This window comes from Halomonas sp. 3A7M, assembly GCF_014897875.1.
Classification (GTDB): Bacteria; Pseudomonadota; Gammaproteobacteria; order Pseudomonadales; family Halomonadaceae; genus Vreelandella.
On the sequence record NZ_JABUZD010000169.1, the window covers coordinates 59,331 to 81,623 of the forward strand.

Below are 22,293 nucleotides of genomic sequence, written 5' to 3' on the forward strand. Positions count from 1 at the left end.
ATGTCTTCTACGACCTTCGGTTCCCGCCTGATGGGCGGGCTACAGCGGCTTGGCCGCTCTCTGATGCTACCCATCGCGGTATTGCCCATTGCAGGTCTATTGCTGCGCCTTGGGCAGCCTGATCTGCTGGATGTTGCCTTTATTGCTGGCGCTGGCCAGGCCATTTTCGCCAACCTGGCGCTGATTTTTGCCATCGGCCTCGCCGTAGGCTTCGCGGATGATAGTAACGGCGCTGCCGGCCTGGCCGGGGTGATTGGCTACCTGGTGCTAGATGCGGTGCTGACCGCGCTTAACCCTGAGATTGATATGGGGGTGCTGGCAGGGATTATTGCCGGCAGCGTGGCAGGCCTGCTTTATAATCGCTATAAGTCGATTCAGCTCCCTGACTATCTGGCCTTTTTTGGTGGGCGACGCTTTGTACCTATTGCTACTGGCCTAGCGGCAGTAGCAATGGGGGTGGTTTTTGGGGTGATTTGGCCGCCTATTCAACATGGCATTGATGCTCTTGGTCACTGGCTGATTGGCGCCGGTGAACTGGGGCTTTTCGTTTACGAAACGATTAACCGTTTGTTGATTATGACGGGTCTGCATCACGTGCTGAATAGCCTGGTGTGGTTCGTCTTCGGCAATTTTGAGACAGCCGCTGGGGTAGTAGCCAATGGCGACCTTAACCGTTTCTTTGCTGGTGACCCTGAAGCAGGGCGCTTTATGGCGGGCTTTTTCCCGGTGATGATGTTCGGCCTGCCAGCCGCGGCGCTGGCCATGTACCATGCCGCACCAAAAGGACGCCGTGCCCAGGTGGGTGGCTTGTTACTTTCGCTGGCATTGACGGCTTTCCTGACCGGTGTCACCGAACCCATCGAATTCACCTTTATGTTTCTGGCACCGCTGCTTTATGGCATGCACGCAGTGTTAACAGGCATTTCCATGGCGCTGCTGCACTGGCTGGACGTGAAGCTTGGCTTCACCTTCTCCGCTGGAGCCTTTGACTTTGCACTCTCTTACGGGCTTTCCACCAATGGTTGGCTGATGCTGCCTGTCGGCCTCGTCTATTTTGTTCTGTACTACACGGTATTTCGCTGGGCCATCGTCCGCTTTAATCTACCTACCCCAGGGCGCGAGCCGGAAAGTGCTTCCTCCGCAGCAGCCCCGACACCACTCGGTGAGCGTGGCCCAGCGTTTGTCACGGCGTTAGGTGGCGCGAGCAACCTGCAAAGCGTAGGTGCCTGTACGACTCGGTTGCGCTTGGTGCTGGAGAATCCTGAGGCAATTGATGAGCCGGCTCTGAAATCGTTGGGCTCTCGGGGGATTATGCGTCTCCAGGGCGGTGGTCTCCAGGTAGTGATGGGGCCCATTGCGGATGGTATCGCAGATGAGATTCGACAAGCGCTCAAGCAGAGTGGAGCGGCGATTGATGCTAATACCTCTTCTCATGGCCCTGCTGCACATAGTCCTTCTGCACATAGTCCTTCTGAACAGAGCCCTGGCACCCCCGCAACCCCTTCTCAACCAACGGCATTGCCCGCCGAGGTGGCCCAACGCTGGATGGCTGCCTTAGGTGGTAATGCCAACGTGCAACGGCTGGACGTCCAAGCCCAGACACGCCTGCGCGTAGAGCTAGTCGATGGCGCTGGTCTAGACAGCGCAGCGCTTGACCAACTGGGATGTAGAGGCATTCAGGCGTTGAACGGCAATACATGGCATCTGATCGTCGGCGATCAAGCCGCTGCTATCGCGCATTCACTAAGAGCCTAACGCTCGTAATCGACACCCGTTACTCGGCAACGGCCGAGTAACGGGGAGCCGTGGCGATTTAGCCAAGACTTCTACGTCATAGACCCATGTTTATGGGGCAGCGCTGCGCTGCCCCACAGACCCCGCGCGTCTTTAAAACGTGCACATCACTGCAACGCTAATACAAAATCAACAACAATCGGATACGACGCCATGCTGATATCAAGCATACCTACGCCCCAAAAAGGGCAACCGTTAGGTCGCTTTGGTCAACTAGCCCTGATCGGTACCTTATCGTTGGTTCCTTTGACATCTTCTGCCGACGAGCCCCAGGGCTTTATGGAAGAGGCCAGCCTTGAGACCACCCTGTTTTATATCTATCGCGACCGTGATCGTCGTTCGGGAGGTATGGGGCCTGATGGCGAGGGCACTCCAGGGGCTTACGCTTCCAATCTGCAGCACTCCACCGCCAATCTGGCTGTCGACTTTTCGAGTGGTCATGCGGGGGGCGTTGTAGGACTGGATCTAGCCGCCTTTGCTGCTTACGACTTTCAGAACCGCCACCAGGGCACGGAATTCAATTTCCGCCCAGCGAGTACGCTCTGGGAGGAGCGCTGGGACGGCAAGGAGACGAATGGTGCCAGCCTCTACCGGGCCGCACTCAAGTTCAAGTTTGGCGATATGTGGGGGCGGCTAGGCTATCTGCAGCCCCAAGGCACCAGTGTTATCGCCCCTAACTGGTCCTTCCTGCCAGGCACTTATCGCGGTGGAGAACTCGGCGCCAGGATAGGTGACCTATCGCTGAGCTATTTTCATGCTGATCGTTACAAGGCGCCTTGGTATCAGAGCTTCTACGAGTTCCGCCAAGCTGATGGAGAAACGATCGACTACCTGCACTCGCTGGGAGCACGCTACGACGTCACCGATGACTTGGCCATCGAAGCAGCTTTTGGGCAAGCCCAGGGCTATATGGATCAAGGGTTCGGCAAGGTGTCTTATGCTACCCAGCTGAACGACTCCCCGCTGCGTTTGAGTTACCAAACCTACGCCGCCCGTGACCGCCATGACGATGGCTCAGCCAACGACGTCTATGACGGTACTGCCTGGCAACAGGTGCTTACCGCTCACTATGATCAGGGGGCCTTCGATTGGCGGCTTGAGTTTAGCTGGGTGCATGCACCTGGGGCTCAGGGCTACTTCCTGCCGCGAATGACCACTCCTTATGCATCGTCCAACGGCCGCTTGGATATCTGGTGGGATGCCCGATCCGACTGGAATCACGATGGTGAAAAGTCCCTCTACGCCGGTGTCACCTATGACCTGGAAGGCTGGGATTTGCCTGGTTGGTCACTGGGCTTGGCTCATGCTTATGGCTGGGATGCTCGTCCCTACTCAGGTTTTGAGGACCCCGGGCGCCGCTTCAGTGAGTCCGCCTGGAACTTTGACGTGCATTACAAAGTTCAGAATGGCTGGGCCGAGGGCACGCGTTTTCAACTGCACTATACCCGCTACGACAACCGCACCGACTACGCCTCCTGGGGAGATGGCGGCTTTAAAAATGCCTTTCAAGATGAGCACGACATCAAGTTCACGGTCGTGGCTCCTTTCTCGATTCTGTAATGCTTGAGGTGAAAACAATGACAACATTGACGAAGGCCCTAACGACACTGGCTATCGGGGTTGCAATCAACTCGGCGGCAGCCCAGGCCAGCGAAACCACTCAGCTTGATGCGTCGTCTGCCCATGACTTGGCGCAGCGGCTAGACGTGCAGTACAAGGTAACTGCCAACCAGCCACAGGCGCATGATATCGACTGCCAGAGATTGGGGGCGGATTACGCCGCCTGTTTCACCGCGACGATCCTTTTGACCAATACCTCCGATAAGGCCATTGAGGCGAGCGACTGGGGGCTGTATTTCTCGAGTATTCGTCGTCTGCTGCAGATGGATCATCCTGAACTGTCACTGACGCGTATCACAGGGGATCTCCATCGCCTTGAACCCAATGACACCTTTACTGGACTGGACGCTGGAGAGAGCCTGGAAATTCCCATCGTGGGTGAGTACTGGCAGCTATTCATGACCGATGTGATGCCCAACTGGTACCTGGCAGTGGGCGATGAAACCGCGGTGATCGATAATACCCGTGATGAAGTGCTGACCGATTTTGTCCGTGCTCCTTTCGGTGAGCAGCTTATGCGTACACCGGACGATAACAACGTGGTGATGACGGCCGAGACACGCTTCGAGCGCAACGCTGCGGCCACTGCAATGCCCGCCGACGCATTGCGGGGAGCTATTTTGCCGACACCGCGCTCATCTCGCCTGGGAGAGGCTACTCTCGATTTGTCTGAAGGGGTCAGCCTCGAGATGCCAATGCTGAGCGAGGCCAGCCTAGCGGTACTGGGAGAGCGCTTCGAACGGCTCGACATCCCCGTCAACGAAGGTGGCGACAGCTTGGTGATCCGAGCCCGCTTGGTCTCTGAGTCAGACGTTCTCGATGAAGCGTTGGCACGGGAGGGAGGCTATCGCCTGCAGCTCAATGAGTCCGGTGCCGATATTCTGGCCTTTGACGCTAGCGGGGCTTTCTACGCTGTCCAGTCGCTAATAGCGGCCATGGATGAGGAAGGGCTGGTGCCAGCGATGGACATTGATGATGCTCCACGTTACGACTATCGCGGCGTCATGTTGGATGTTGCACGGAATTTCAAAGATAAGGCCTCAGTGTTGCGCTTGCTGGATCAGATGGCTGCGTACAAGCTCAACCGTTTCCACTTCCATCTCACCGATGATGAGGGCTGGCGGCTGGAAATTCCGGGGTTGGCGGAATTAACCGAAGTAGGCAGCAAGCGCTGTCATGATCTGGAAGAAATGAACTGTCTTTTACCTCAGTTGGGCTCTGGGCCAGAGGACGATACTGCCGGTAGCGGTTTCTACACCCGTGAGGATTATATCGATATCGTTCGCTATGCCGAGGCTCGCCATATTCAGGTGGTGCCTGAAATTGATATGCCGGCTCATGCTCGTGCCGCTGTGGTGGCTATGGAAGCGCGATATCGTCGGCTGATGGAGGAGGGCGATAGTGCGGCAGCCAATGAGTATCGATTAATCGACCCTGAAGATACGTCTAATACGCTGTCGGTTCAGCTCTATGATCGTCGCAGCTACCTTAACCCCTGTCTTGAGTCGACGAACCGCTTTGTCGATAAGGTGATGGGCGAAGTGGTATCGATGCACCAAGAGGCGGGCCAGGCGCTGGACAATTGGCACTTTGGTGGTGATGAAGCCAAGAATATCCTGCTAGGTCATGGTTTTCAGGATATCGATGCTGAAGAACCGGTCGACTGGCGAGGAACCATCGACCAGAGTGATCAGCACCATCCCTGGGAGGCGTCGCCAATTTGCCAACAGAGCGTTGCCGATGGAGAGGTCGCTTCTGTAGAGGAACTGCCGAGCCGTTTTGCCCTACAGGTCAATCAACTCGCTGATAGCTACGGAATAGCGCGGATGTCAGCCTGGCAAGACGGCCTAAAGCATGTTGAGTCCGCCTCCGAGTTTGCGACGCCGCAGGTCGCGGTCAATTTCTGGGATCCGCTGTTTTGGGGCGGTAGTCAGTCGGTGGCCGAGTGGCAGTCGCGGGGCTATGAGGTGATTCTTTCTAGCCCAGATTATCTCTACTTTGACATGCCCTACGAGGTCAACCCACACGAACGAGGCTACTACTGGGCGACACGTTTCACCGATACGCGCAAAGTGTTCTCCTTTGCCCCCGATAATCTGGCGCAAAATGCGGAAACCTCAGTTGATCGAGACGGCAATACCTTTCGTTCCGAGAGCGCCGAGGGGTGGCAAGGCGCTCGGGGGATTTCCGCTCAAGCCTGGGGTGAAACGGTACGTAGCGAGACGCAGATGGAGTACATGATCTTCCCGCGTCTGCTAGCGTTGGCCGAGCGAGCCTGGCACCAAGCCGAGTGGGAACTCGATTATCAACCTGGTCAGGCGTTCATCGGTGGCGAGACGTCCTTTGTCGACCATGAGTCGTTGATCGAGGACTGGCAGCGTTTTGCCAACCTGCTTGGCCAGCGTGTCCTACCACGGCTGGAGCGTGATGGAATCGCTTATCGTCTGCCGTTGCCAGGAGCCCGGGTTGAAGCGGGTAGGCTAGTGGCCAATGTCGCTCTGCCGGGAGTAAGTATTGAGTACTCCTTAGACGATGGGGCAAGCTGGCAGGTCTATCAGGACAGCGCGCCACCCGAGGTGAAAAACACGGTGCTACTGCGCAGCGCCAGTGCCAATGGTCAGCGGCATAGCCGTGTCGTGACGCTAAATTAACTACTGTTCAGGTAGCGAGAGCCCTCATAAATCGGTGTTGCCTTGGAGGGCTCTGAGTCTCTGTAGTCCGGCTGGGAGCGGCGAGCGTAATCGGATAAGCTGAGAAGTTCTATCACCAGGAGTGCACCATGACATCACGCCTTATCGTTTCCGACCTTGACGGTACGCTGTTAGGCAGCGACCACCGACTGCACGACAGCACTATTGAGGTGCTGAGAGCGCTTGTATCGCAGGGCCATCATGTCGCGCTGGCGTCTGGTCGCCACTATAACGATATGCGGGTGTTTCGCGATCAGTTGGATATCCCGGCCTATTTAATCAGTACCAACGGGGCATATATCCATGCTCCAGATGGCACGCTTTTGAGCGCGACCCATCTTGAACCAGCCCATGCCGAAACGCTTATTCAGTTGCCGCGCCCGCCTCAGGTGAGGCTCAACCTTTACCGTGAAAGCGGCTGGTATATCGATGCCGACGCACCGCATCTGTTGTCATTGCATGCCTCGACGGGCTTTGGTTACGAGGTTGTGCCGCCGGAAGCGATGGATGCCGATGGAGTTGGTAAAGTGCTCTATCTGGGCGATCCGGCTGCGTTAGCGCAATTGGAATGTCAGGCCCAGGAGGCGCATGGTCACAGCTTACATATCACATACTCAACGATCGACTCTTTAGAAATTATGGCGGGTGGCGTTAATAAAGGCGTGGCCTTAACGGCGCTGCTGAAAAAGCTAAAGCTAACGCCGGCAGAGTGCTTAGCATTTGGCGATAACCTAAACGATACTGAAATGCTTAATCTGGCAGGGGAAGCCCAGGTAATGGCGAATGCCCACCTAGCCCTATTTGATCGTGTTTCCAGCGCTGAGCGTATTGGCCATCATGGCGAAGCGGCTGTCGCTCAGTGGCTAGCAAAGCGCTTCGCGCTGTAATAAACGCTTCACGCTGCAACCTTGGTCGATGGCCGCTTGCGATAGGGTGGCCACTCCACCATCATCTAGCCCCTAAAATGATAATAACGAGTAATAATAACCCAGGGGCACATTGCTACCATGACAACCACACCTGCTACCTTGATGGTCGTTGATGACGACGCGGAAATCCGCGAACTGTTGGCAGACTATTTAGGGCGTCACGGCTATCACGTGTTGACTGCCGACGGGGCGGATTCGCTGTATCAGCAACTGGTTGATCAAGCGCCAGACTTGTTGGTCGTTGACGTCATGATGCCGGGGGATGATGGTTTTACCATCTGCCGGGAACTGCGCAGAACCAGCGATACGCCGATTATTATGCTCACCGCCAGTGCCGATGATACCGACCGCATTTTGGGGCTTGAGTTAGGCGCTGATGACTATATCGCTAAGCCCTTCAACCCTCGTGAGTTGCTGGCGCGGATTAAAGCGGTGTTACGCCGAGCCCGCCCGGCAGCAACTGGCACGCCAACCCAAGAGGCTCGCTGGGTACGCTTTGGCGACTGGCAACTAGACCGCATGACCCGCGAACTGATTGACCAGGAAGGTATTCGCACCGCACTTTCTGGCGCAGACTTTCAACTACTGCAAGTATTTCTGGAACGGCCTGCCACCGTCATTACTCGCGATGATCTCTACACCTTGACCCGCGGCCGTGAAGCGCCACCGTTGGATCGCTCTATTGATGTACACGTGTGCCGCTTGCGCCAGCGACTGGGGGAAGATGCACAGCACTCTCAACTGATTCGAACCGTGCGTGGGGCTGGTTATGTGCTAACCGCCAGGGTTGAAGCCGCTTCGTGAAAGGTGTAAAGCGCAAACTCGCGCGCTGGTTGCCGAGCAGTCTACGTGGGCGCTTTGTGGTCATTATGATTGCGGGAGTGCTGGCTGCTCAAGCGGCTAGCTATGCGCTATGGACTTCCCAAGTGCGGGCCAGCCAGCTTGAACAGCTAGATGAGCTTTCCAGCAATATGGCCTTCAGTATTGCCTCGACCATGCGGTTTTTCCGTTCGCTGCCGGTAGATTACCGGCACATTGTGTTGGATCAGTTGCGAAGCATGGGCGGCACGCGGTTTTTTGTCAGCGTGAACGAGCGACGCATTGCCGTGGAAGATATTGGCAGTGGCCCAGAAAAAGAGGTCGTGGTAGACAATGTACGTGCTATCTTGACCGAGCAGCTCTCCATCGACGATGTGGTGGTGGAGTTTTCCCGCCCGGAAAGCTTGCGTGTCTTCAATAACGAAGTGCTGCTTTATGATTTGCCACCCCGATGGGGGCAGCACAGTCTGTTAATGGAGCCGCTTTCGCCCCCTATCTTAGTGGTGCAACTGGAGCTGGCCCCCGATACCTGGCTTTACGTGGCCACACTGCTGGGCGTGCCGGATATTTTTAGCGGCTACCGCTGGCTTTCTGAAGAGCGTCTATTAGTCGGCGTGTTGGTGCTGTTAAGCGTGCTGGCGCTTTCGTTACTCGGTATTACCAGTGTAACTCGGCCGTTGGCGCGGCTTTCCCGAGCAGCGCGCCAGTTGGGTGATGATTTAGATAGCCCGCCACTTAAAGAGAGCGGCCCTAAAGAAGTAGCCGCTACCGCAGTGGCTTTTAATCGTATGCAGCGGCGTATTCAAGAACAGATTGATGAGCGCGAGCGGCTGTTTTCGGCGATTTCTCATGATCTTAAAACCCCCATTACACGCATGCGGCTGCGTGCCGAAATGCTCGATGATACTGCTCAGCGTGAACGCTTTTGCGCCTCACTTGACGAGTTGAGCGAGCTGGTCAAAGGTGCACTGGCCTCGGTCAAAGGGCTGGATCTACATGAAGATCCACAGCCCACGGATCTTAACGCGCTGCTGTTGGAGATTGCCGAAGGGTTACGCCTGTACGGCGGTGAGGTGTCACTCTATGGTACGGTGTTGCCACTAACCGTTAAGCCACTGGCGCTAAAACGTTGCTTGGCAAACCTACTTGAAAACGCGGTGTTTTACGGCCAGAAAGCAACCGTAACGCTTGAAGAGCAGGAGGGTGTCGTGACATTGTCCATTCATGATAATGGGCCAGGTATTCCTGATGCTCAGCTTTCCCGAGTATTTTCACCTTTTGTGCGCCTGGAAGCCTCTAGAAGCCGTTACACCGGTGGAAGTGGCCTGGGACTTGGCATTGCCAGGCATATTGCCCGTGCCCATGGGGGCGATATCGTCTTATCGAATCACTCGGCAGGTGGGTTAGTGGCCACGTTAACGCTACCGCGCCAAACGAGTGTTACTGGCTTGTAATAAAACCCTAACACTATTAATAAATTGCCAAGACTATGCAGGACTCGGTAACTCCCGTTGTGTGCCTGGGTGGCGTACTCTGCTGTGAGTCGTTCAGTCGATCATCAGCTGCGACATTTCATAAGCACCAAGCAACAGCACAATAACAACAGTAGGAGCTATTCATGCCGAGTATCAATATGCCCGTATTTAACGTGCCTACGTTTAAAAAATCCGTATTCGCATTAGCCGTGGCGGCTGGCACCAGCATGGCGGCCAGTACCACCCAAGCCAACGAAGTGGAAGTATTGCACTGGTGGACATCCGGCGGTGAGGCCCGTGCAGCAAACGTCCTCAAAGAGTTAATGGAAGCCGAAGGCTATGGCTGGCAGGATTTTGCTGTGGCCGGGGGCGGTGGTGAAACCGCTATGACGGTACTTAAGTCTCGTGCAATGTCGGGCAACCCGCCTTCCGCCGCACAAATCAAAGGGCCTGAAATTCAAGAGTGGGGCGAGCTTGGCCTGTTGGGCGATTTAGACGACGTCGCCACCGTTGAAGGCTGGAACGACCTACTGCCCGAGACGGTTGCCGATATTATGCGCTACGACGGCCAATATGTTGCCGTCCCAGCGAACGTGCACCGAGTTAATTGGCTATGGGCTAATCCTGATGTACTAGAAGCGGCAGGCGTTGAAATGCCTACCACGCTTGAAGAGCTATTTGCTGCCGGTGAAGCTATTCGCGAAGCTGGTTTTGTACCGCTAGCCCATGGTGGTCAAGCGTGGCAAGACGCCACGGTATTTGAAAGTGTCGTATTGGGTAGCCAGGGAGCCGAGTTTTACCAGCAAGCGCTAGTGGAACTAGACCCCGAAGCCTTGGGTGGGGAGCAGATGATTGCCGCGCTAGAAGACTTTAAACGCCTGCGCGAGCTGATGGATGAGGGCATGTCCGGCCGCGATTGGAACATTGCCACCGCGATGGTGATTGAAGGTGTCGCAGGCTTTCAACTGATGGGGGACTGGGCCAAAGGAGAGTTCACTGCCGCAGGTCTCGCCGCCGGTGAGGACTATCTGTGCGCTGCAGCCCCTGGCACGGAAGATGCGTTCACGTTTAATATCGACAGCTTGGCCATGTTTCGTGTTACTGACGACGCCGAGCGTGATGCCCAGCAAACCTTGGCCCGTTTAGTATTAGAACCAACCTTCCAAGAAGCTTTTAACCTTGCCAAAGGCTCTATTCCTGCGCGGCCCGATCTAGATATGAGTGAGTTCGATAGCTGTGCTCAGCAGTCGCTTGCTGACTTTCAACGCACCGCTGATGAAGGCGGTTTAGTGCCCAGCATGGCTCACGGGATGGCGGTACGCGCTGATGTCCAGGGCGCGATCTTTGATGTCGTGACCAACTACTTCAACGATCCCAATATGCCTGCCGAAGAAGCCGCCGAACGGTTGGTGAGTGCGGCTAAAACCGCCTCTTTTTAAGCCACCGCGTACTTTTAATAAGTAACGTAACTAGCGCTGCCGCAACGGTGGCGCTAGCGGCTGACTGGCGAGGAATTATCTCATGAGCGAACCCACGACGCGCACTCCAGTGCGGCCGACGGCGTCCGGCTGGCTTCAAGCTTGGCTGCCCCGTTTGGTACTTGCCCCTTCTGTTGCGGTGTCTCTGTTTTTTGTTTACGGCTTTATGCTGTGGACTTTTGTGTTGTCGCTAACCAGCTCGCGCATGCTGCCAAGCTACGACTTTGTTGGTTTTGGCCAATATACGCGACTGATGACCAATGAACGTTGGTGGGTGGCCTCTACCAACCTGATGCTGTTTGGCGTGCTGTTTATTGTGATTTGTTTGGTGATTGGCGCGCTGCTGGCAATCTTGCTGGATCAAAAAATTCGCCAAGAGGGCGCGCTGCGTACGATTTATCTCTACCCCATGGCACTGTCGTTTATTGTTACGGGGGTGGTGTGGAAGTGGCTGCTGAATCCCCAGTTGGGCATCCAGGCGATGGTGCAAAGCTGGGGGTTTGAGTCGTTTCGCTTCGACTGGATCGTTGATCCGAATATGGCGATTTATACCCTGGTGATTGCCGCGGTTTGGCAGGCGTCGGGCTTTGTGATGGCACTCTTTTTGGCAGGGCTGCGGGGCATTGATGACAGCATCGTCAAAGCGGCTCAGTTAGACGGTGCTAGCCTGCCGCGCATTTACTGGCGGGTGGTGATGCCGTGCCTGCGCCCGGTGGTGTTCAGCGCGGTGATGATTCTGGCCCATATTGCGATTAAGAGCTTTGATTTAGTGGTAGCACTAACCGGCGGCGGGCCCGGCTATGCCACCGACCTACCGGCTACCTTTATGTACACCCATGCCTTTAATCGTGCCCAAATCGGGCTCGGCTCCGCCAGCGCCATGCTAATGCTAGGCGGTGTTTTGGCCATCTTGATTCCTTATCTCTATTCCGAACTAAGGAGCCGTAAACATGGCTAACGTGATTCGTCGGCAAACGCCCGCCGCACGGCTGTTGCGTGCCGTGCTTTATGGCGTACTTATTGTGGCGGGGCTGTTTTATATCCTGCCGCTGGTGGTCATGCTGATGACCTCTATCAAACCGTTGAGCGAGATAAGTGCGGGGACGTTACTGTCGCTGCCGCAAAATCCAACCCTTGAGCCCTGGACGAAAGCCTGGGGAGAAGCGTGCACCGGTATGCGCTGTGAAGGTGTCGGCGGTTATTTTTGGAACTCCTTTGCGATTGTGATTCCTGCAGTGCTGATTTCCACTATGGTCGGGGCGTTAAACGGCTATGCGTTGACCAAATGGCGCTTTAAAGGCTCTGAGTTGGTCTTTGCGCTGATGCTGTTTGGCTGCTTTATCCCGTTTCAGGTAGTGCTGCTGCCAATGGCACAAACCCTGGGCTGGTTAGGGCTTTCCAGCTCACGTGCAGGGCTTATTCTGGTGCATGTGGTTTTTGGCATTGCCTTCACCACGCTGTTCTTCCGCAACTTCTACGTCGGAATTCCTAACGAGCTGGTCTCTGCGGCGAAGCTGGATGGCGCTGGGTTCTTCCGTATTTTCTGGCGCATTTTATTACCGGTTTCCGCGCCGATTATTGTGGTGTCAGTCATCTGGCAATTCACCCAGATATGGAATGACTTCCTGTTTGGCGTAGCGTTTTCGGCTCACAACACCCAGCCGGTGACGGTGGCGCTCAACAATTTGGTCAATACGTCCACCGGTGTGCGTGAGTACAACGTCGATATGGCCGCCGCGATGATTGCAGCGCTGCCAACTCTGGTGGTGTATGTGCTGGCCGGAAAGTATTTCGTGCGCGGGCTGACGGCAGGCTCCGTGAAAGGCTAATAACAACTAAGTGAATGGCAGCAACCATTTCTAGACGGTCAGAAGCAGCCCTCGGCGGGGGCGCTGTGAACCCATCCATGGGCGCTACTTTCGCCATCCATGGCGAAAGACCCCCGCTACGGGCTGCTTTTGACCGATCCAACTAAGTGGAGTTTGTCAGTCGCTATACAATGGGGTTTTCATTATGGCAGCGTTAGAAATTCACAACGTGCGCAAAGAGTTCGGCAGCGAGCGGGTGCTGAAAGATGTCAGTATTTCGATTGACTCCGGTGAGTTCCTGATTTTGGTGGGGCCATCTGGCTGTGGTAAATCCACGCTGATGAATGCCATCGCCGGGCTGGAGCCAGTGACTAGCGGCAATATCTATATCGACGGCGAAGACGTCACTTGGCGCACGCCCGCTGAACGGGATATTGCCATGGTGTTTCAGTCCTACGCGCTCTATCCCAGCATGACCGTACGGCAAAACATCAGCTTTGGGCTGGAAATGCGCAAGGTGCCCAAAGCCGAGCGGGTCGGTGCCGTAGAGCGCGTGGCCGACCTGCTGCAAATCTCCCACCTGCTTGAACGTAAGCCTGCCCAGCTTTCGGGTGGCCAGCGTCAGCGGGTGGCCATGGGGCGGGCGCTGGCCCGTGAACCCAAGGTGTATCTATTTGACGAGCCGCTATCAAATCTGGACGCAAAGCTGCGGGTGGATATGCGTACCGAGATTAAAAAGCTCCACCAGCGCTTAGGCACCACAATTGTTTACGTCACCCATGACCAAGTTGAAGCAATGACCCTGGCCGACTGCATTGCGGTGATGCGTGATGGCAATATCCTGCAGCTTGGTAGCCCCGATGAGGTGTATAACAACCCGGTCGATATGTTCGTCGCAGGCTTTATGGGGTCACCATCGATGAACTTTATTCGCGCGACGCTAGAGGCGGCGGACGATGGCTATGCACTACGTATTGCCACCCCTGATGAAGACGATCTCTTGCTGCCATGGCCCTCTGGACGCAACGCAGCGGGGCTTGTGGAACAGCTGAATAAGCCAATTATTCTTGGGCTGCGACCAGAACACTTCAGCGAGGAGGATGTTCGGCTGAGCGAGCAGGCGGAAGGGACATTAATGGAGGCCAAGGTAAGCGTCGTTGAGCCGACAGGTGCTGATATTCTGCTACGCCTGCCGCTGGGAGAGCAGGAAATCACCGCTAGGGTAGGGCCTAAATGCGCAATTGCCCCCGGCGAACGCTTGTCGCTACGCGTCGATATGGCCCGCGCCGTGCTGTTTGATGCCGAGACTGAACAGCGCTTGGCTTGAAGCGTTAGTGTTATGTCGTACTGATAAGTAAAGAGCCTCTGCTGATGTTAGCAGAGGCTCTTTACTATCGTCCTAATGTCCTCGTTAGCGGCGCATATGCTTTAACTCGCCATTAAGCGCTTTAATGATCGAGTAGCACATCAGCAGCATAACAATTGAGAATGGAATGGCCGTTGCTGTCACGCCTGCCTGAAGCGCTGATAAGCCGCCACCAATCAGCAGTACGATAGCGATAAGCCCCTCAACAATTGCCCAAAACATGCGCTGTGGGCGGGGAGCGTCAATTTTTCCGCCGGCCGTGATAGTGTCGATCACCAAAGACCCCGAGTCTGACGAGGTAACAAAGAATATCAGTGCCAACACGATACCTAAGGTGGACATAATACCTGTCAGAGGCAGCTCATTAAGCATGCCAAATAGCGATAATTCAGGTCTGTAGTTGTCGATAACATACTCTTTAACCAAGCTGCTGGCGGGGTTTGCGTAGAGCTGATCTAACGCCGTAGCGCCAAAGACGCCCATCCAAATAAAGATGAACAAGCTGGGAACAAGCAGCACACAGAGCACGAACTCTCGCACTGTACGGCCTCGTGACACGCGGGCGATAAACATGCCGACGAAAGGTGCCCAACTGATCCACCACGCCCAGTAGAAAATAGTCCAGGATTGACGGTAGGCATCATCGTCACGGCCGAAAGGGGCAGATAGAGGCAGGAAGTCAGCAACATAGGTGACAAGCCCGGACATAAAACCGCTTAGCGCAATCAACGTAGGGCCGGCAAACAATACAAAGAAGAAAAACAATACGGCCAGGATCATATTGAATTCAGACAGCTTCTTTAAGCCGCCCTCTAGTCCGCGCCATACTGACACTAGCGCGACTGCCGTTACCAGCACGATGACCATCACCTGGGTGGTGGTGTTTACCTCCATGCCAAAGACGAAGTTCATCCCCGCATTCGCTTGTTGTGCGCCAAGCCCAAGGGATGTGGCCAGTCCGAAGAGGGTGGCAAACACTGCCAGAATGTCGATGGCATGACCCCACCAGCCCCAAACACGTTCGCCCAGAATTGGAAAAAATGCTGAACGTATCGAAAATGGCAGGCCTTTGTTATAGGTAAAAATGCCCAGTGCAAGAGCCATCACAACATACACTGCCCAGCCATGCAGCCCCCAGTGAAGATAGGTGCCCGCAAGCCCCATGGCACTAGCATCAGCAATAGCGTCTGGGTTCAGTGTTCCGTCACTTCCGAAGGGCGACGTAATACCTAAAGGCAGCGAAACATTGGCGTGATAAACCGGCTCTAGAACGCCAAAAAACAGTAAGCCGATGCCAATGCCAGCAGTGAACAGCATTGCAAACCAAGAAAGATAGCTATGATCCGGGCGAGCGTCAGGCCCCCCTAGCCTGACTGATCCATAAGGCAAGACCACGAGTGCCAAGCAAAACAGAATAAAGAAATCCACCAGGATCATGAAATACCAGTCCAGGGTTCCCGTGGAAAAAGCGACGATCGACTGAAAAATGCTCCCTGCGCGTTCAGGAAATAGCAGCGTAAGGATAATAAACACGACCGAAGAAAGGGCGGATACAGCAAAAACGCGATTATGGATATCAAATCCGATGGGGCCAAAGCTCCCCTCGATATTATCCTGCCCGACCACGTAGTCGGTTTGCATATCACTAGCCATAGGCGGCGACTCAGGGTCGCTTTTAGTGCTCATAATAGAATTTCCCTTATTATTAATAATGGGCGCATCCGCCGTCTTATCATCTTTATTTTAGGGTGGTAGTGGTTAAATGATGAATCAACGGTTGTTTGTTACGGAGGCGGTGGCTGATAAACGTGCTCGACGCTCTAGGTCGTCCAAGTCGATGTTGTTACGCATATACTGGGTACTGGCATCGAAAGTAGGCTGATAATCCCATGGCGTCACTTTGCCTTGCTTAAGGGCCCGCGAAACCAGTTTGCGGCGCCGTTGACTGGCAATCACCTCATTATGCATTTGCTCATAGTCCCAGCGACTGGCGACCTCATTGCGAAACTCCTTACATAATTCCTGATAAGCAGGGCTTTCGGCGAGATTGTTGAGCTCTAGCGGATCAGCTTCGAGATCGAATAACTGATCTGGGTCTGGTGCAGTGTGGACGAATTTGTAACGACCGCGACGAATCATTAGTAGCGGTGCAATAGCCCCTTCGCCAAGATACTCGCCGATTACCTCGTCGTGACCACCGTTACCCGTCAGGTGCGGCAAGAGGCTGCGACCATCAATCGGCACGGCATACTCCGGTGCACTTCCACCGTGGGCTAGTTCGGCAAACGTTGGCAGCAGATCCATGGTCGACACCGACTCACGCACCCTGCCTGGAGTAAAGCGTTGTGGCGCATGGATAATCATTGGCACGCGTGCCGAGCCCTCGAACCAGCTCATCTTGTACCACAGGCCGCGCTCGCCGAGCATATCACCGTGATCACCGGAGAAGACAATGATGGTGTTTTCATCGAGGCCAGTCTCCTTCAACGCTTTAAGCACGTCACCGATTTGATCGTCGACATAGCTTAGCGCCCCATAATAAGCATGGCGCGCGTTGCGGATTTGCTCATCGTTGATGGTGCCCTCATCGCACTGGTAAACATGACGCAGCCGCTTGGAGTGTGGATCCATCAGCTCTCGTGAATAGGGCACCCGTGGCATGTCGATGGCGTCGTGCTGGTAGCGGTCCCAGTACTCCTTAGGGATGGTGTAAGGGTCGTGTGGGTGCGTCATTGAAACGGTCAGGCAGAAGGGACGCTGCTCGCCATTGCGGGCATAATCGTAAAGAAAGCGCTTAGCGCGGAAAGCGACTTCATCGTCGAAGTCGAGCTGGTTGGAGCGCACGCATGGCCCCGCCTGAATCACCGACGACATATTGTGGTAGTAGCTAGGCCGTTCATGAAAGTTTTCCCAGTCGACAAACCAGCCATAGTCGGCCGGGTAGATGTCGGTGGTCAGCCGTTCCTCGAAACCATGCAACTGGTCAGGGCCGCAGAAATGCATCTTGCCGGTGAGGGCGGTGTAGTAACCAGCATCGCGTAGATAATGGGCGAAAGTGGGAGTGTCCGCTGGAAAATCAGCGGCATTGTCATAACCTCCAATGCGTGACGGCAATTGACCGGCCATCAGCGTAAAACGAGATGGCGCGCACAGCGGGGTGTTGCAGTAGGCTGAGTCGAACACTACCCCTTCGTCTGCCAATCGTGAGAGGTGGGGAGTCTTTACGATGGGGTGGCCGTGGAAGGGCATCGCTGAGGCTGCTATCTGGTCGGCCATCAGAAAGAGAATGTTAGGTTGTCGAGCAGTCATGTGCAGAAACTCCAGGTCGTGGCGCGTATCAATTCTTAACCAGTCTCTCTGCTAATCCGTTATGCTGTAAACTGGCTATTTTTTAATGTTTCCCATTAGGTGAGCTAATGTCAGCGGCGGGTAAAAGGGTGTCGCAGAATGGATTGAGAGTCTTTGAGGCAGCAGCCAGACATCTGAGCTTTACTGCAGCAGCTCATGAACTGCGTTCGACCCAGTCGGCGGTCAGCCAGCAGGTTCGGGCGTTGGAAGAAGAGCTTGGCTTGCGGCTTTTTGACCGGGTATACCGTGGCGTGCGACTGACCGAATCTGGTCATGCGCTGTTTGCCAGTGTTCAGGAGGGATTTTCGATCATCGAGGAAACGATCGAACGGCTGCAGCATCGCCGGCATAATCCGCACGTCAATATTTTGACCGATTTTTCGTTGGCTGCTTACTGGCTGATGCCGCGGCTGCCGATATTTCGGCAGCAGCACCCCAATATCGACGTGCGCATTTTAACTAGCCAGGAAGTCTTTGATTGGAGAGGGCAAGAGGTCGATGTGGCCATTATGTTCTGTGATGAACGGGGGATGAAAAACGCTTCTCCATTGTTTCAGGAAGAGGTTTTTCCCGTCTGTAGTGCTGGTTTTTTGAAACAGTACGGCCCTTTGGAACAGCTCTCATCGCTTGCTGAAGTCCCCCTGCTGACCCTTACCGCTGATCAACGGCAGCACTGGCTGGATTGGCCGACATACTTCAAGCAAATGGGTGGGGCGCCTTATGGGCAATCTTCCGAACTGGATTTCAATAACTATACGCTGTTGATTCAAGCGGCGATTGCAGGGCAAGGCGTAGCGCTGGGTTGGAGAGGGCTAGTCGAAGACATGCTCGAGCGTGGCATGCTGGTCGGACTGAAGCATCTCAGTCTGGCGACGCCTAATGGTTACGGCATCATTGATGCCAACCCAAATGACAATGGGGCTGGCAAACGCACGTTTCTCGATTGGATCGCCTCGAACCATCCCGTTTAACGATCTTGTGCAACGGGCTCTTTATCGAGCCGTTTGATTTGCCTCCACAGGTCTTGGCGTAGATCGGCCAACTTGGGTTGCTCTTCATCCGTAAAGGCCACCGGGCGACATAGACGCTGGGCGCGTAGCCCTAAACGGGCGCTCAGTAGGCCTGTGGCCAAGCCTTGGCCCGCACGGGCGGAAAGCCTGCCTGCCAAATCAAGCGAAAGCATATCCATGCTGGCGTCAGTGGCCAGTTCACTGGCTCCCGCAAAAGCCATGTTATGCAGCACATTGCGAAACAGTCGTAGACGGCTAGCGTAACCAAGCTCAAGTCCGTAAAGGCGGCAGAGTCTGTCGACCATGGCAAGACTGCGCCAGGCCACCAGTGCCATATCCACCAATGTAAGTGGGCTGATAGCCACCATAATGGCCGTTTCGCCAGACATACGGGTAATCAGGCGTTGGGCTTCGCGGTCGCGGGGTGCCAGTAGGTGGTAGCGCAGCAGTGTTTGTATCTCTTCACCGCTATGGTGGGGCTGGCAGGCGCGTTGAAATGCCTGCCAATGAGGATCATCGTCGCTCAGTTTTAGCTGGCGCTTGAGCTGCTCTGCCATGGATTGGGCTTGCTTGGTAGAGCGCTGTGGCAGCTCGGCGAGGTCATGGCGTAATCGGTCATGGCGCTTTAAGCGGCGCAGACGGCCAAGCTCTTTCAACAACGACAAGCCGCCTAAACCAATCAAGCTAATGCCAAACAGCTGCCAAGCCATGGTCATCCACTGTGACTGGGAAAAGGCGTCTGGAATGCCGGTGGCCAGTTCTACGCTGCCCAACGTAGCACCGCCGACCAGGGCAAACATCAACCCCCAACGGCGCTTTCGGGGTGTGCTCAGGCTCGCTTCCGGAAGTGCTTTGATGTCTGCCTGGAGAGTCAGCGGCTGATGCGATTCAGTCGCGGCAAAGCTTTCACGCTGCCGCAACTGTTCGGGGTTGGGGGCGGGTGCTTCTTCTGTTTGAAAATCCCGGCGCGGCTGAGGATTACTCATATCAATTTATCTCCAATCAGCCAGTCGATAGCGGCGTCCATGCGGATGTGTGAAAGCGCTTCGCTGTCAATAGACATGGGGCGAAAGCTGGGAAAGTCGAAGCCTTGCTGCTGCCAAAAGTCGGGTTTCGGAAGGCGGTTTGGCACGTCACCCGGGTAGACCAGTACGTCTTCACCTTCCAGGGTAGTGCCTTTTAGTGCGGGGGTGCGTTTGCCTTCGTGGAGCACTTCACGGGCTTCAGTGGCGCGTATGGCTGCCAGTGACAGTGCCTTCACCGGAATGTCGGCAAAGCGCAGGTCTTTAAGCGGCTCAGCGAGTAACGCCTCCAGCAGTTGCACAACATTGCCGTGCTGGTCGGGCGTCACGTGATCAGCTTTAGTTGCAGCAATGGCCAGACGGTCTATTTTCGGCGCAAATAGACGCGTTAACAGGCTGCGCTTGCCGTAATCGAAGCTTTGCATCAGTTGGCGCAGCGCATGGGAAAGGTCTTCAAAGCGTTCCGGCCCGGCATTAAGCGCACCAAGCACATCGACCAGCACAATCTGACGGTCGAAACGACGGAAATGGTCACGATAAAAGGGCCGTACCACTTGCTGCTGATAGTAGCGAAAGCGCGCGGCCAAGGTGGCGTAAATACTAGTATCAGGTAGTGCTTCCAGGGTTTCTTTTGGTGCATTTAATTCAGGTAGCGGAAAAAATTGCAGTACTGGCGCGCCATCTAGCTCGCCAGGGAGCAAAAAACGTCCTGGCTGAAGATCGGAAAAGCCTGCCTGTTTAGCCCGGCGAAGACCTTGGGCATAGGCATCTGCGAGCGCTGCCAGTTTAGCTTCATCAGCCTCGGCGGCAGGGTCTAATTGTTCAGCCTCCGCTAGCCATTCGCTGAATAACACCTTCCGGTGTGGCCCTTCATGCAGTGACTGCGCCTGGCACCAGCTGTAAAAATCGTGCTGTAGCAGGGGTAAATCCAGCAGCCACTCGCCTGGGTAGTCGAACAAGTCGAGGGTTAAGTGGGCAATATCTGGGGTGAACCAGCCCTGTTGGGCAGGGCGGTAGCGTAGCTGTAAGCGCAGTTCACTGATGCCACGGGTGGGTTCGGGCCAGCGCGGCGGCGTAGCACGTAGCGCCGCCATGCCAGGATCATAGGGGAAACGCGGCACGCCAAGGTCAGGCTGGTTCAACCGCTGCGCACCCAGCAAACGCCCTTCACGGGCGGCGGGTAACAAGTCTAGTTGAGCCTCTACCCCAGCGTGGCGCAGTTGGTTAACCAGAGACGTTAGAAACGCGGTTTTCCCTGCCTGAGACAGCCCCGTTACCGCCAGCCTTAATTGCCGGTCACGGCCTCGCTCTAATAAATTGCTCAGTTCGCGACTTAACGGCTGGCGCATCCTATCAATTCCTTATTAGTACAACCTGGGAAAGCATGGGTAGGGTGGCGATGATAAACCCAACCACAGCGACGCTATACCCTGGCCAGCGGCGCTGCATTTTTTGCGCAAGTGTTAAGCCAACTAAGCATACCACCATGCCGATCAGGTTAAAGGCAAAGGTGGCAGCCTCCAGCCATTGCTGTGGATCCATTATGTCTCCCTTAAAAACATTAATTGCTTTGATGATAACAAAGCCTTGATGAACCGAGGATTAACCGCGGCTTAATGTCGTACCTAGTAGGTGTTGTGCGCCGGGGACTAGCCATACTGGATCGAGGCGGGTGTTAGCAGCTTCAACGCAAAAAAAGTGACGTGCCGCGTCGGCTGGCGTATCGCTGGGCAAATCGCTGTCTGGGTGCCACACCACGGTGGAGTCGCTGGATTGTTTGGCAATACGCAGCGTGCGCTGCCCATCGTTCAACAGTACGGCTTCATTGGTGTGATAAATACGGTCGACGGCGCCGCGAATAGCCAGCGTACCCTGTTGTTGGTCTTCGCCAAAGCCGCGCAGTTTGTCTAAATAACGTGCGCCGGCCAACCCTTCCAGGCGGCACTGGTGCACATCACTAACCGCCAAATAGGTATGTAGCGCCCCGCTGATTTTGACCGGTACTTCGCCAATATTTTCGCTAATCAATTCGACGTTCAAGCGTTGGGCATTCGCTTGAATGACGACGCGAGCGGTTAGCTGACTATGTAGACGCTCGATAGGAGAGAGATGCACTTCAATACCTTCAGCATGGTCATCAATCGCGTCTAAACGCCACTGAGCGTGACGAGCAAGCCCGTGAAAAGGGCCGTTACGGTCAGGGCTTTCATCGGCATAGCGTTCGTCGCCAAACCAGGGCCAGCATAGGGGAATACCACCACGGATCGCACCTGGAAGCGCCTGCGGTGTGGGGGTAACCCAAAGCCAGCCGGTGTCGTCAGCGGGTTCAAAATGCAGCACTTGTGCGCCCTGTAGGCTAATGGCCATTTCTCCCCAAGCCATCTTGAACAGCGCTATGTCGCGTCCTTGCCAGGTTACCTGCTGGTGGCCGTCTACATCGGACAGTAATTGCTTGAGAGAATCGGGAATCATAGGGTTTCCTTGTAAGGAAGGGGATCAAATGGGCAGGACAGTAGCGCCGTGTGCTATGGTAGGACAAGCAACAGTTATACGTAAAACACTGCGGATAAAACGTTGCAGTTAAGATGTTATAGGTAAAACCCTGACGAAAGTGAACATCAAGGAGGCACTATGGGCTTTATTGCGTGGTTGATTATTGGTGGTTTGGCTGGCTGGATCGCTGGCAACATCATGCGTGGCGGTGGTTTTGGTATTTTGGGCAATATTGGTGTCGGTGTTGTTGGCGCAGTGCTTGGCGGGTTTTTATTTAGCCTGTTAGGTCTGCAAGCGGGCGGTTTTATCGGTTCGTTGGTGACCGCAACCGTCGGTGCAGTCGTGTTGTTATGGATAATCAGTAAAGTTAAAAGCGCTTAGCATAGCCAACCTAGTGCATTATTTGCTGCCCGGCCCTGCGCCGGGCAGTGCTGTTTTAGG

18 protein-coding genes are annotated in these 22,293 nt (G+C 55.0%); 12 read left to right on the plus strand and 6 right to left on the minus strand.

The window, feature by feature from the left end:
* The 10 genes from nagE to INT19_RS16920 all read left to right on the plus strand — a co-directional run bounded on the left by nagE (position 1) and on the right by INT19_RS16920 (position 13,940).
* Positions 1 to 1,755: an N-acetylglucosamine-specific PTS transporter subunit IIBC gene (gene nagE / locus INT19_RS16875; protein WP_193061590.1), complete on the plus strand. Its 1,755-nt coding sequence runs from the start codon at positions 1 to 3 to the stop codon at positions 1,753 to 1,755.
* 192 nt (positions 1,756 to 1,947) lie between these two features.
* On the plus strand, positions 1,948 to 3,354 hold the full coding sequence (locus tag INT19_RS16880; protein WP_193061591.1) for an OprD family outer membrane porin: 1,407 nt from the start codon (positions 1,948 to 1,950) through the stop codon (positions 3,352 to 3,354).
* A gap of 17 nt (positions 3,355 to 3,371) precedes the next feature.
* Complete coding sequence (locus tag INT19_RS16885) at positions 3,372 to 6,065, plus strand: beta-N-acetylhexosaminidase (RefSeq protein ID WP_193061592.1); 2,694 nt, start codon at positions 3,372 to 3,374, stop codon at positions 6,063 to 6,065.
* Between the two features lie 128 nt (positions 6,066 to 6,193).
* Positions 6,194 to 6,991 (plus strand): Cof-type HAD-IIB family hydrolase, encoded by a 798-nt coding sequence (locus INT19_RS16890; RefSeq protein WP_193061593.1) that lies wholly within the window; start codon positions 6,194 to 6,196, stop codon positions 6,989 to 6,991.
* Positions 6,992 to 7,111: 120 nt separating this feature from the next.
* Positions 7,112 to 7,837, plus strand: coding sequence for a response regulator (locus INT19_RS16895; RefSeq protein WP_193061594.1), 726 nt, complete (start codon positions 7,112 to 7,114; stop codon positions 7,835 to 7,837).
* Positions 7,834 to 9,306 (plus strand): ATP-binding protein, encoded by a 1,473-nt coding sequence (locus tag INT19_RS16900; RefSeq protein ID WP_193061595.1) that lies wholly within the window; start codon positions 7,834 to 7,836, stop codon positions 9,304 to 9,306. The genes INT19_RS16895 and INT19_RS16900 overlap by 4 nt, the downstream gene beginning before the upstream one ends.
* A gap of 164 nt (positions 9,307 to 9,470) precedes the next feature.
* Positions 9,471 to 10,766: an ABC transporter substrate-binding protein gene (locus tag INT19_RS16905; RefSeq protein WP_193061596.1), complete on the plus strand. Its 1,296-nt coding sequence runs from the start codon at positions 9,471 to 9,473 to the stop codon at positions 10,764 to 10,766.
* 82 nt (positions 10,767 to 10,848) lie between these two features.
* Positions 10,849 to 11,763 carry a carbohydrate ABC transporter permease gene (locus INT19_RS16910; protein ID WP_193061597.1) on the plus strand — a complete coding sequence of 305 codons (915 nt, stop codon included), beginning with the start codon at positions 10,849 to 10,851 and terminating at the stop codon, positions 11,761 to 11,763.
* Positions 11,756 to 12,634, plus strand: a complete 879-nt coding sequence (locus tag INT19_RS16915; protein WP_193061598.1) for a carbohydrate ABC transporter permease — start codon at positions 11,756 to 11,758, stop codon at positions 12,632 to 12,634. Before INT19_RS16910 ends, INT19_RS16915 begins: the two co-directional genes overlap by 8 nt.
* A gap of 184 nt (positions 12,635 to 12,818) precedes the next feature.
* Complete coding sequence (locus INT19_RS16920; protein WP_193061599.1) at positions 12,819 to 13,940, plus strand: ABC transporter ATP-binding protein; 1,122 nt, start codon at positions 12,819 to 12,821, stop codon at positions 13,938 to 13,940.
* Between the two features lie 84 nt (positions 13,941 to 14,024).
* Here INT19_RS16920 and INT19_RS16925 read toward each other — a convergent pair whose 3' ends face one another.
* Complete coding sequence (locus INT19_RS16925; protein ID WP_193061600.1) at positions 14,025 to 15,665, minus strand: BCCT family transporter; 1,641 nt, start codon at positions 15,663 to 15,665, stop codon at positions 14,025 to 14,027.
* A gap of 84 nt (positions 15,666 to 15,749) precedes the next feature.
* Positions 15,750 to 17,288: a choline-sulfatase gene (gene betC / locus INT19_RS16930; RefSeq protein WP_193061601.1), complete on the minus strand. Its 1,539-nt coding sequence runs from the start codon at positions 17,286 to 17,288 to the stop codon at positions 15,750 to 15,752.
* A 107-nt stretch (positions 17,289 to 17,395) separates the two neighbouring features.
* Here betC and INT19_RS16935 point away from each other — a divergent pair, with 107 nt between their 5' ends.
* The gene (locus tag INT19_RS16935) at positions 17,396 to 18,298 is read left to right on the plus strand and encodes a LysR substrate-binding domain-containing protein (RefSeq protein ID WP_193061602.1); all 903 of its coding nucleotides are present in this window, start codon (positions 17,396 to 17,398) and stop codon (positions 18,296 to 18,298) included.
* On the opposite strand, the gene INT19_RS16940 is transcribed toward INT19_RS16935, so the two are convergent.
* Genes INT19_RS16940 through INT19_RS16955 form a run of 4 tightly spaced genes read right to left on the minus strand, consistent with a single transcriptional unit; the run spans position 18,295 to position 21,831 of the window.
* Positions 18,295 to 19,323 carry a YcjF family protein gene (locus tag INT19_RS16940; RefSeq protein ID WP_193061603.1) on the minus strand — a complete coding sequence of 343 codons (1,029 nt, stop codon included), beginning with the start codon at positions 19,321 to 19,323 and terminating at the stop codon, positions 18,295 to 18,297. The two genes, INT19_RS16935 and INT19_RS16940, sit on opposite strands and share 4 nt — an antisense overlap.
* Positions 19,320 to 20,708: a YcjX family protein gene (locus tag INT19_RS16945; protein WP_193061604.1), complete on the minus strand. Its 1,389-nt coding sequence runs from the start codon at positions 20,706 to 20,708 to the stop codon at positions 19,320 to 19,322. Before INT19_RS16945 ends, INT19_RS16940 begins: the two co-directional genes overlap by 4 nt.
* A gap of 4 nt (positions 20,709 to 20,712) precedes the next feature.
* Positions 20,713 to 20,901, minus strand: a complete 189-nt coding sequence (locus INT19_RS16950; protein ID WP_038482470.1) for a hypothetical protein — start codon at positions 20,899 to 20,901, stop codon at positions 20,713 to 20,715.
* A 60-nt stretch (positions 20,902 to 20,961) separates the two neighbouring features.
* Positions 20,962 to 21,831, minus strand: a complete 870-nt coding sequence (locus INT19_RS16955) for a D-hexose-6-phosphate mutarotase (protein WP_193061605.1) — start codon at positions 21,829 to 21,831, stop codon at positions 20,962 to 20,964.
* 159 nt (positions 21,832 to 21,990) lie between these two features.
* Between INT19_RS16955 and INT19_RS16960 the strand changes: the two genes are divergently transcribed.
* Positions 21,991 to 22,233 carry a GlsB/YeaQ/YmgE family stress response membrane protein gene (locus tag INT19_RS16960; RefSeq protein WP_009722543.1) on the plus strand — a complete coding sequence of 81 codons (243 nt, stop codon included), beginning with the start codon at positions 21,991 to 21,993 and terminating at the stop codon, positions 22,231 to 22,233.
* Positions 22,234 to 22,293 lie beyond the last annotated feature (60 nt).

What these genes read in the sequence shown, in the direction of transcription:
- INT19_RS16890 (WP_193061593.1), top strand. Translation starts at nt 6,194, where the DNA reads ATGACATCACGCCTTATCGTTTCCGACCTTGACGGTACGCTGTTAGGC.
- INT19_RS16925 (WP_193061600.1), bottom strand. Translation starts at nt 15,665, where the DNA reads ATGAGCACTAAAAGCGACCCTGAGTCGCCGCCTATGGCTAGTGATATG.
- INT19_RS16940 (WP_193061603.1), bottom strand. Translation starts at nt 19,323, where the DNA reads ATGAGTAATCCTCAGCCGCGCCGGGATTTTCAAACAGAAGAAGCACCC.
- INT19_RS16880 (WP_193061591.1), top strand. Translation starts at nt 1,948, where the DNA reads ATGCTGATATCAAGCATACCTACGCCCCAAAAAGGGCAACCGTTAGGT.
- INT19_RS16910 (WP_193061597.1), top strand. Translation starts at nt 10,849, where the DNA reads ATGAGCGAACCCACGACGCGCACTCCAGTGCGGCCGACGGCGTCCGGC.
- INT19_RS16895 (WP_193061594.1), top strand. Translation starts at nt 7,112, where the DNA reads ATGACAACCACACCTGCTACCTTGATGGTCGTTGATGACGACGCGGAA.
- INT19_RS16960 (WP_009722543.1), top strand. Translation starts at nt 21,991, where the DNA reads ATGGGCTTTATTGCGTGGTTGATTATTGGTGGTTTGGCTGGCTGGATC.
- INT19_RS16915 (WP_193061598.1), top strand. Translation starts at nt 11,756, where the DNA reads ATGGCTAACGTGATTCGTCGGCAAACGCCCGCCGCACGGCTGTTGCGT.
- INT19_RS16905 (WP_193061596.1), top strand. Translation starts at nt 9,471, where the DNA reads ATGCCGAGTATCAATATGCCCGTATTTAACGTGCCTACGTTTAAAAAA.
- INT19_RS16885 (WP_193061592.1), top strand. Translation starts at nt 3,372, where the DNA reads ATGACAACATTGACGAAGGCCCTAACGACACTGGCTATCGGGGTTGCA.
- betC (WP_193061601.1), bottom strand. Translation starts at nt 17,288, where the DNA reads ATGACTGCTCGACAACCTAACATTCTCTTTCTGATGGCCGACCAGATA.
- INT19_RS16945 (WP_193061604.1), bottom strand. Translation starts at nt 20,708, where the DNA reads ATGCGCCAGCCGTTAAGTCGCGAACTGAGCAATTTATTAGAGCGAGGC.
- INT19_RS16920 (WP_193061599.1), top strand. Translation starts at nt 12,819, where the DNA reads ATGGCAGCGTTAGAAATTCACAACGTGCGCAAAGAGTTCGGCAGCGAG.
- INT19_RS16955 (WP_193061605.1), bottom strand. Translation starts at nt 21,831, where the DNA reads ATGATTCCCGATTCTCTCAAGCAATTACTGTCCGATGTAGACGGCCAC.
- INT19_RS16935 (WP_193061602.1), top strand. Translation starts at nt 17,396, where the DNA reads ATGTCAGCGGCGGGTAAAAGGGTGTCGCAGAATGGATTGAGAGTCTTT.
- INT19_RS16950 (WP_038482470.1), bottom strand. Translation starts at nt 20,901, where the DNA reads ATGGATCCACAGCAATGGCTGGAGGCTGCCACCTTTGCCTTTAACCTG.
- nagE (WP_193061590.1), top strand. Translation starts at nt 1, where the DNA reads ATGTCTTCTACGACCTTCGGTTCCCGCCTGATGGGCGGGCTACAGCGG.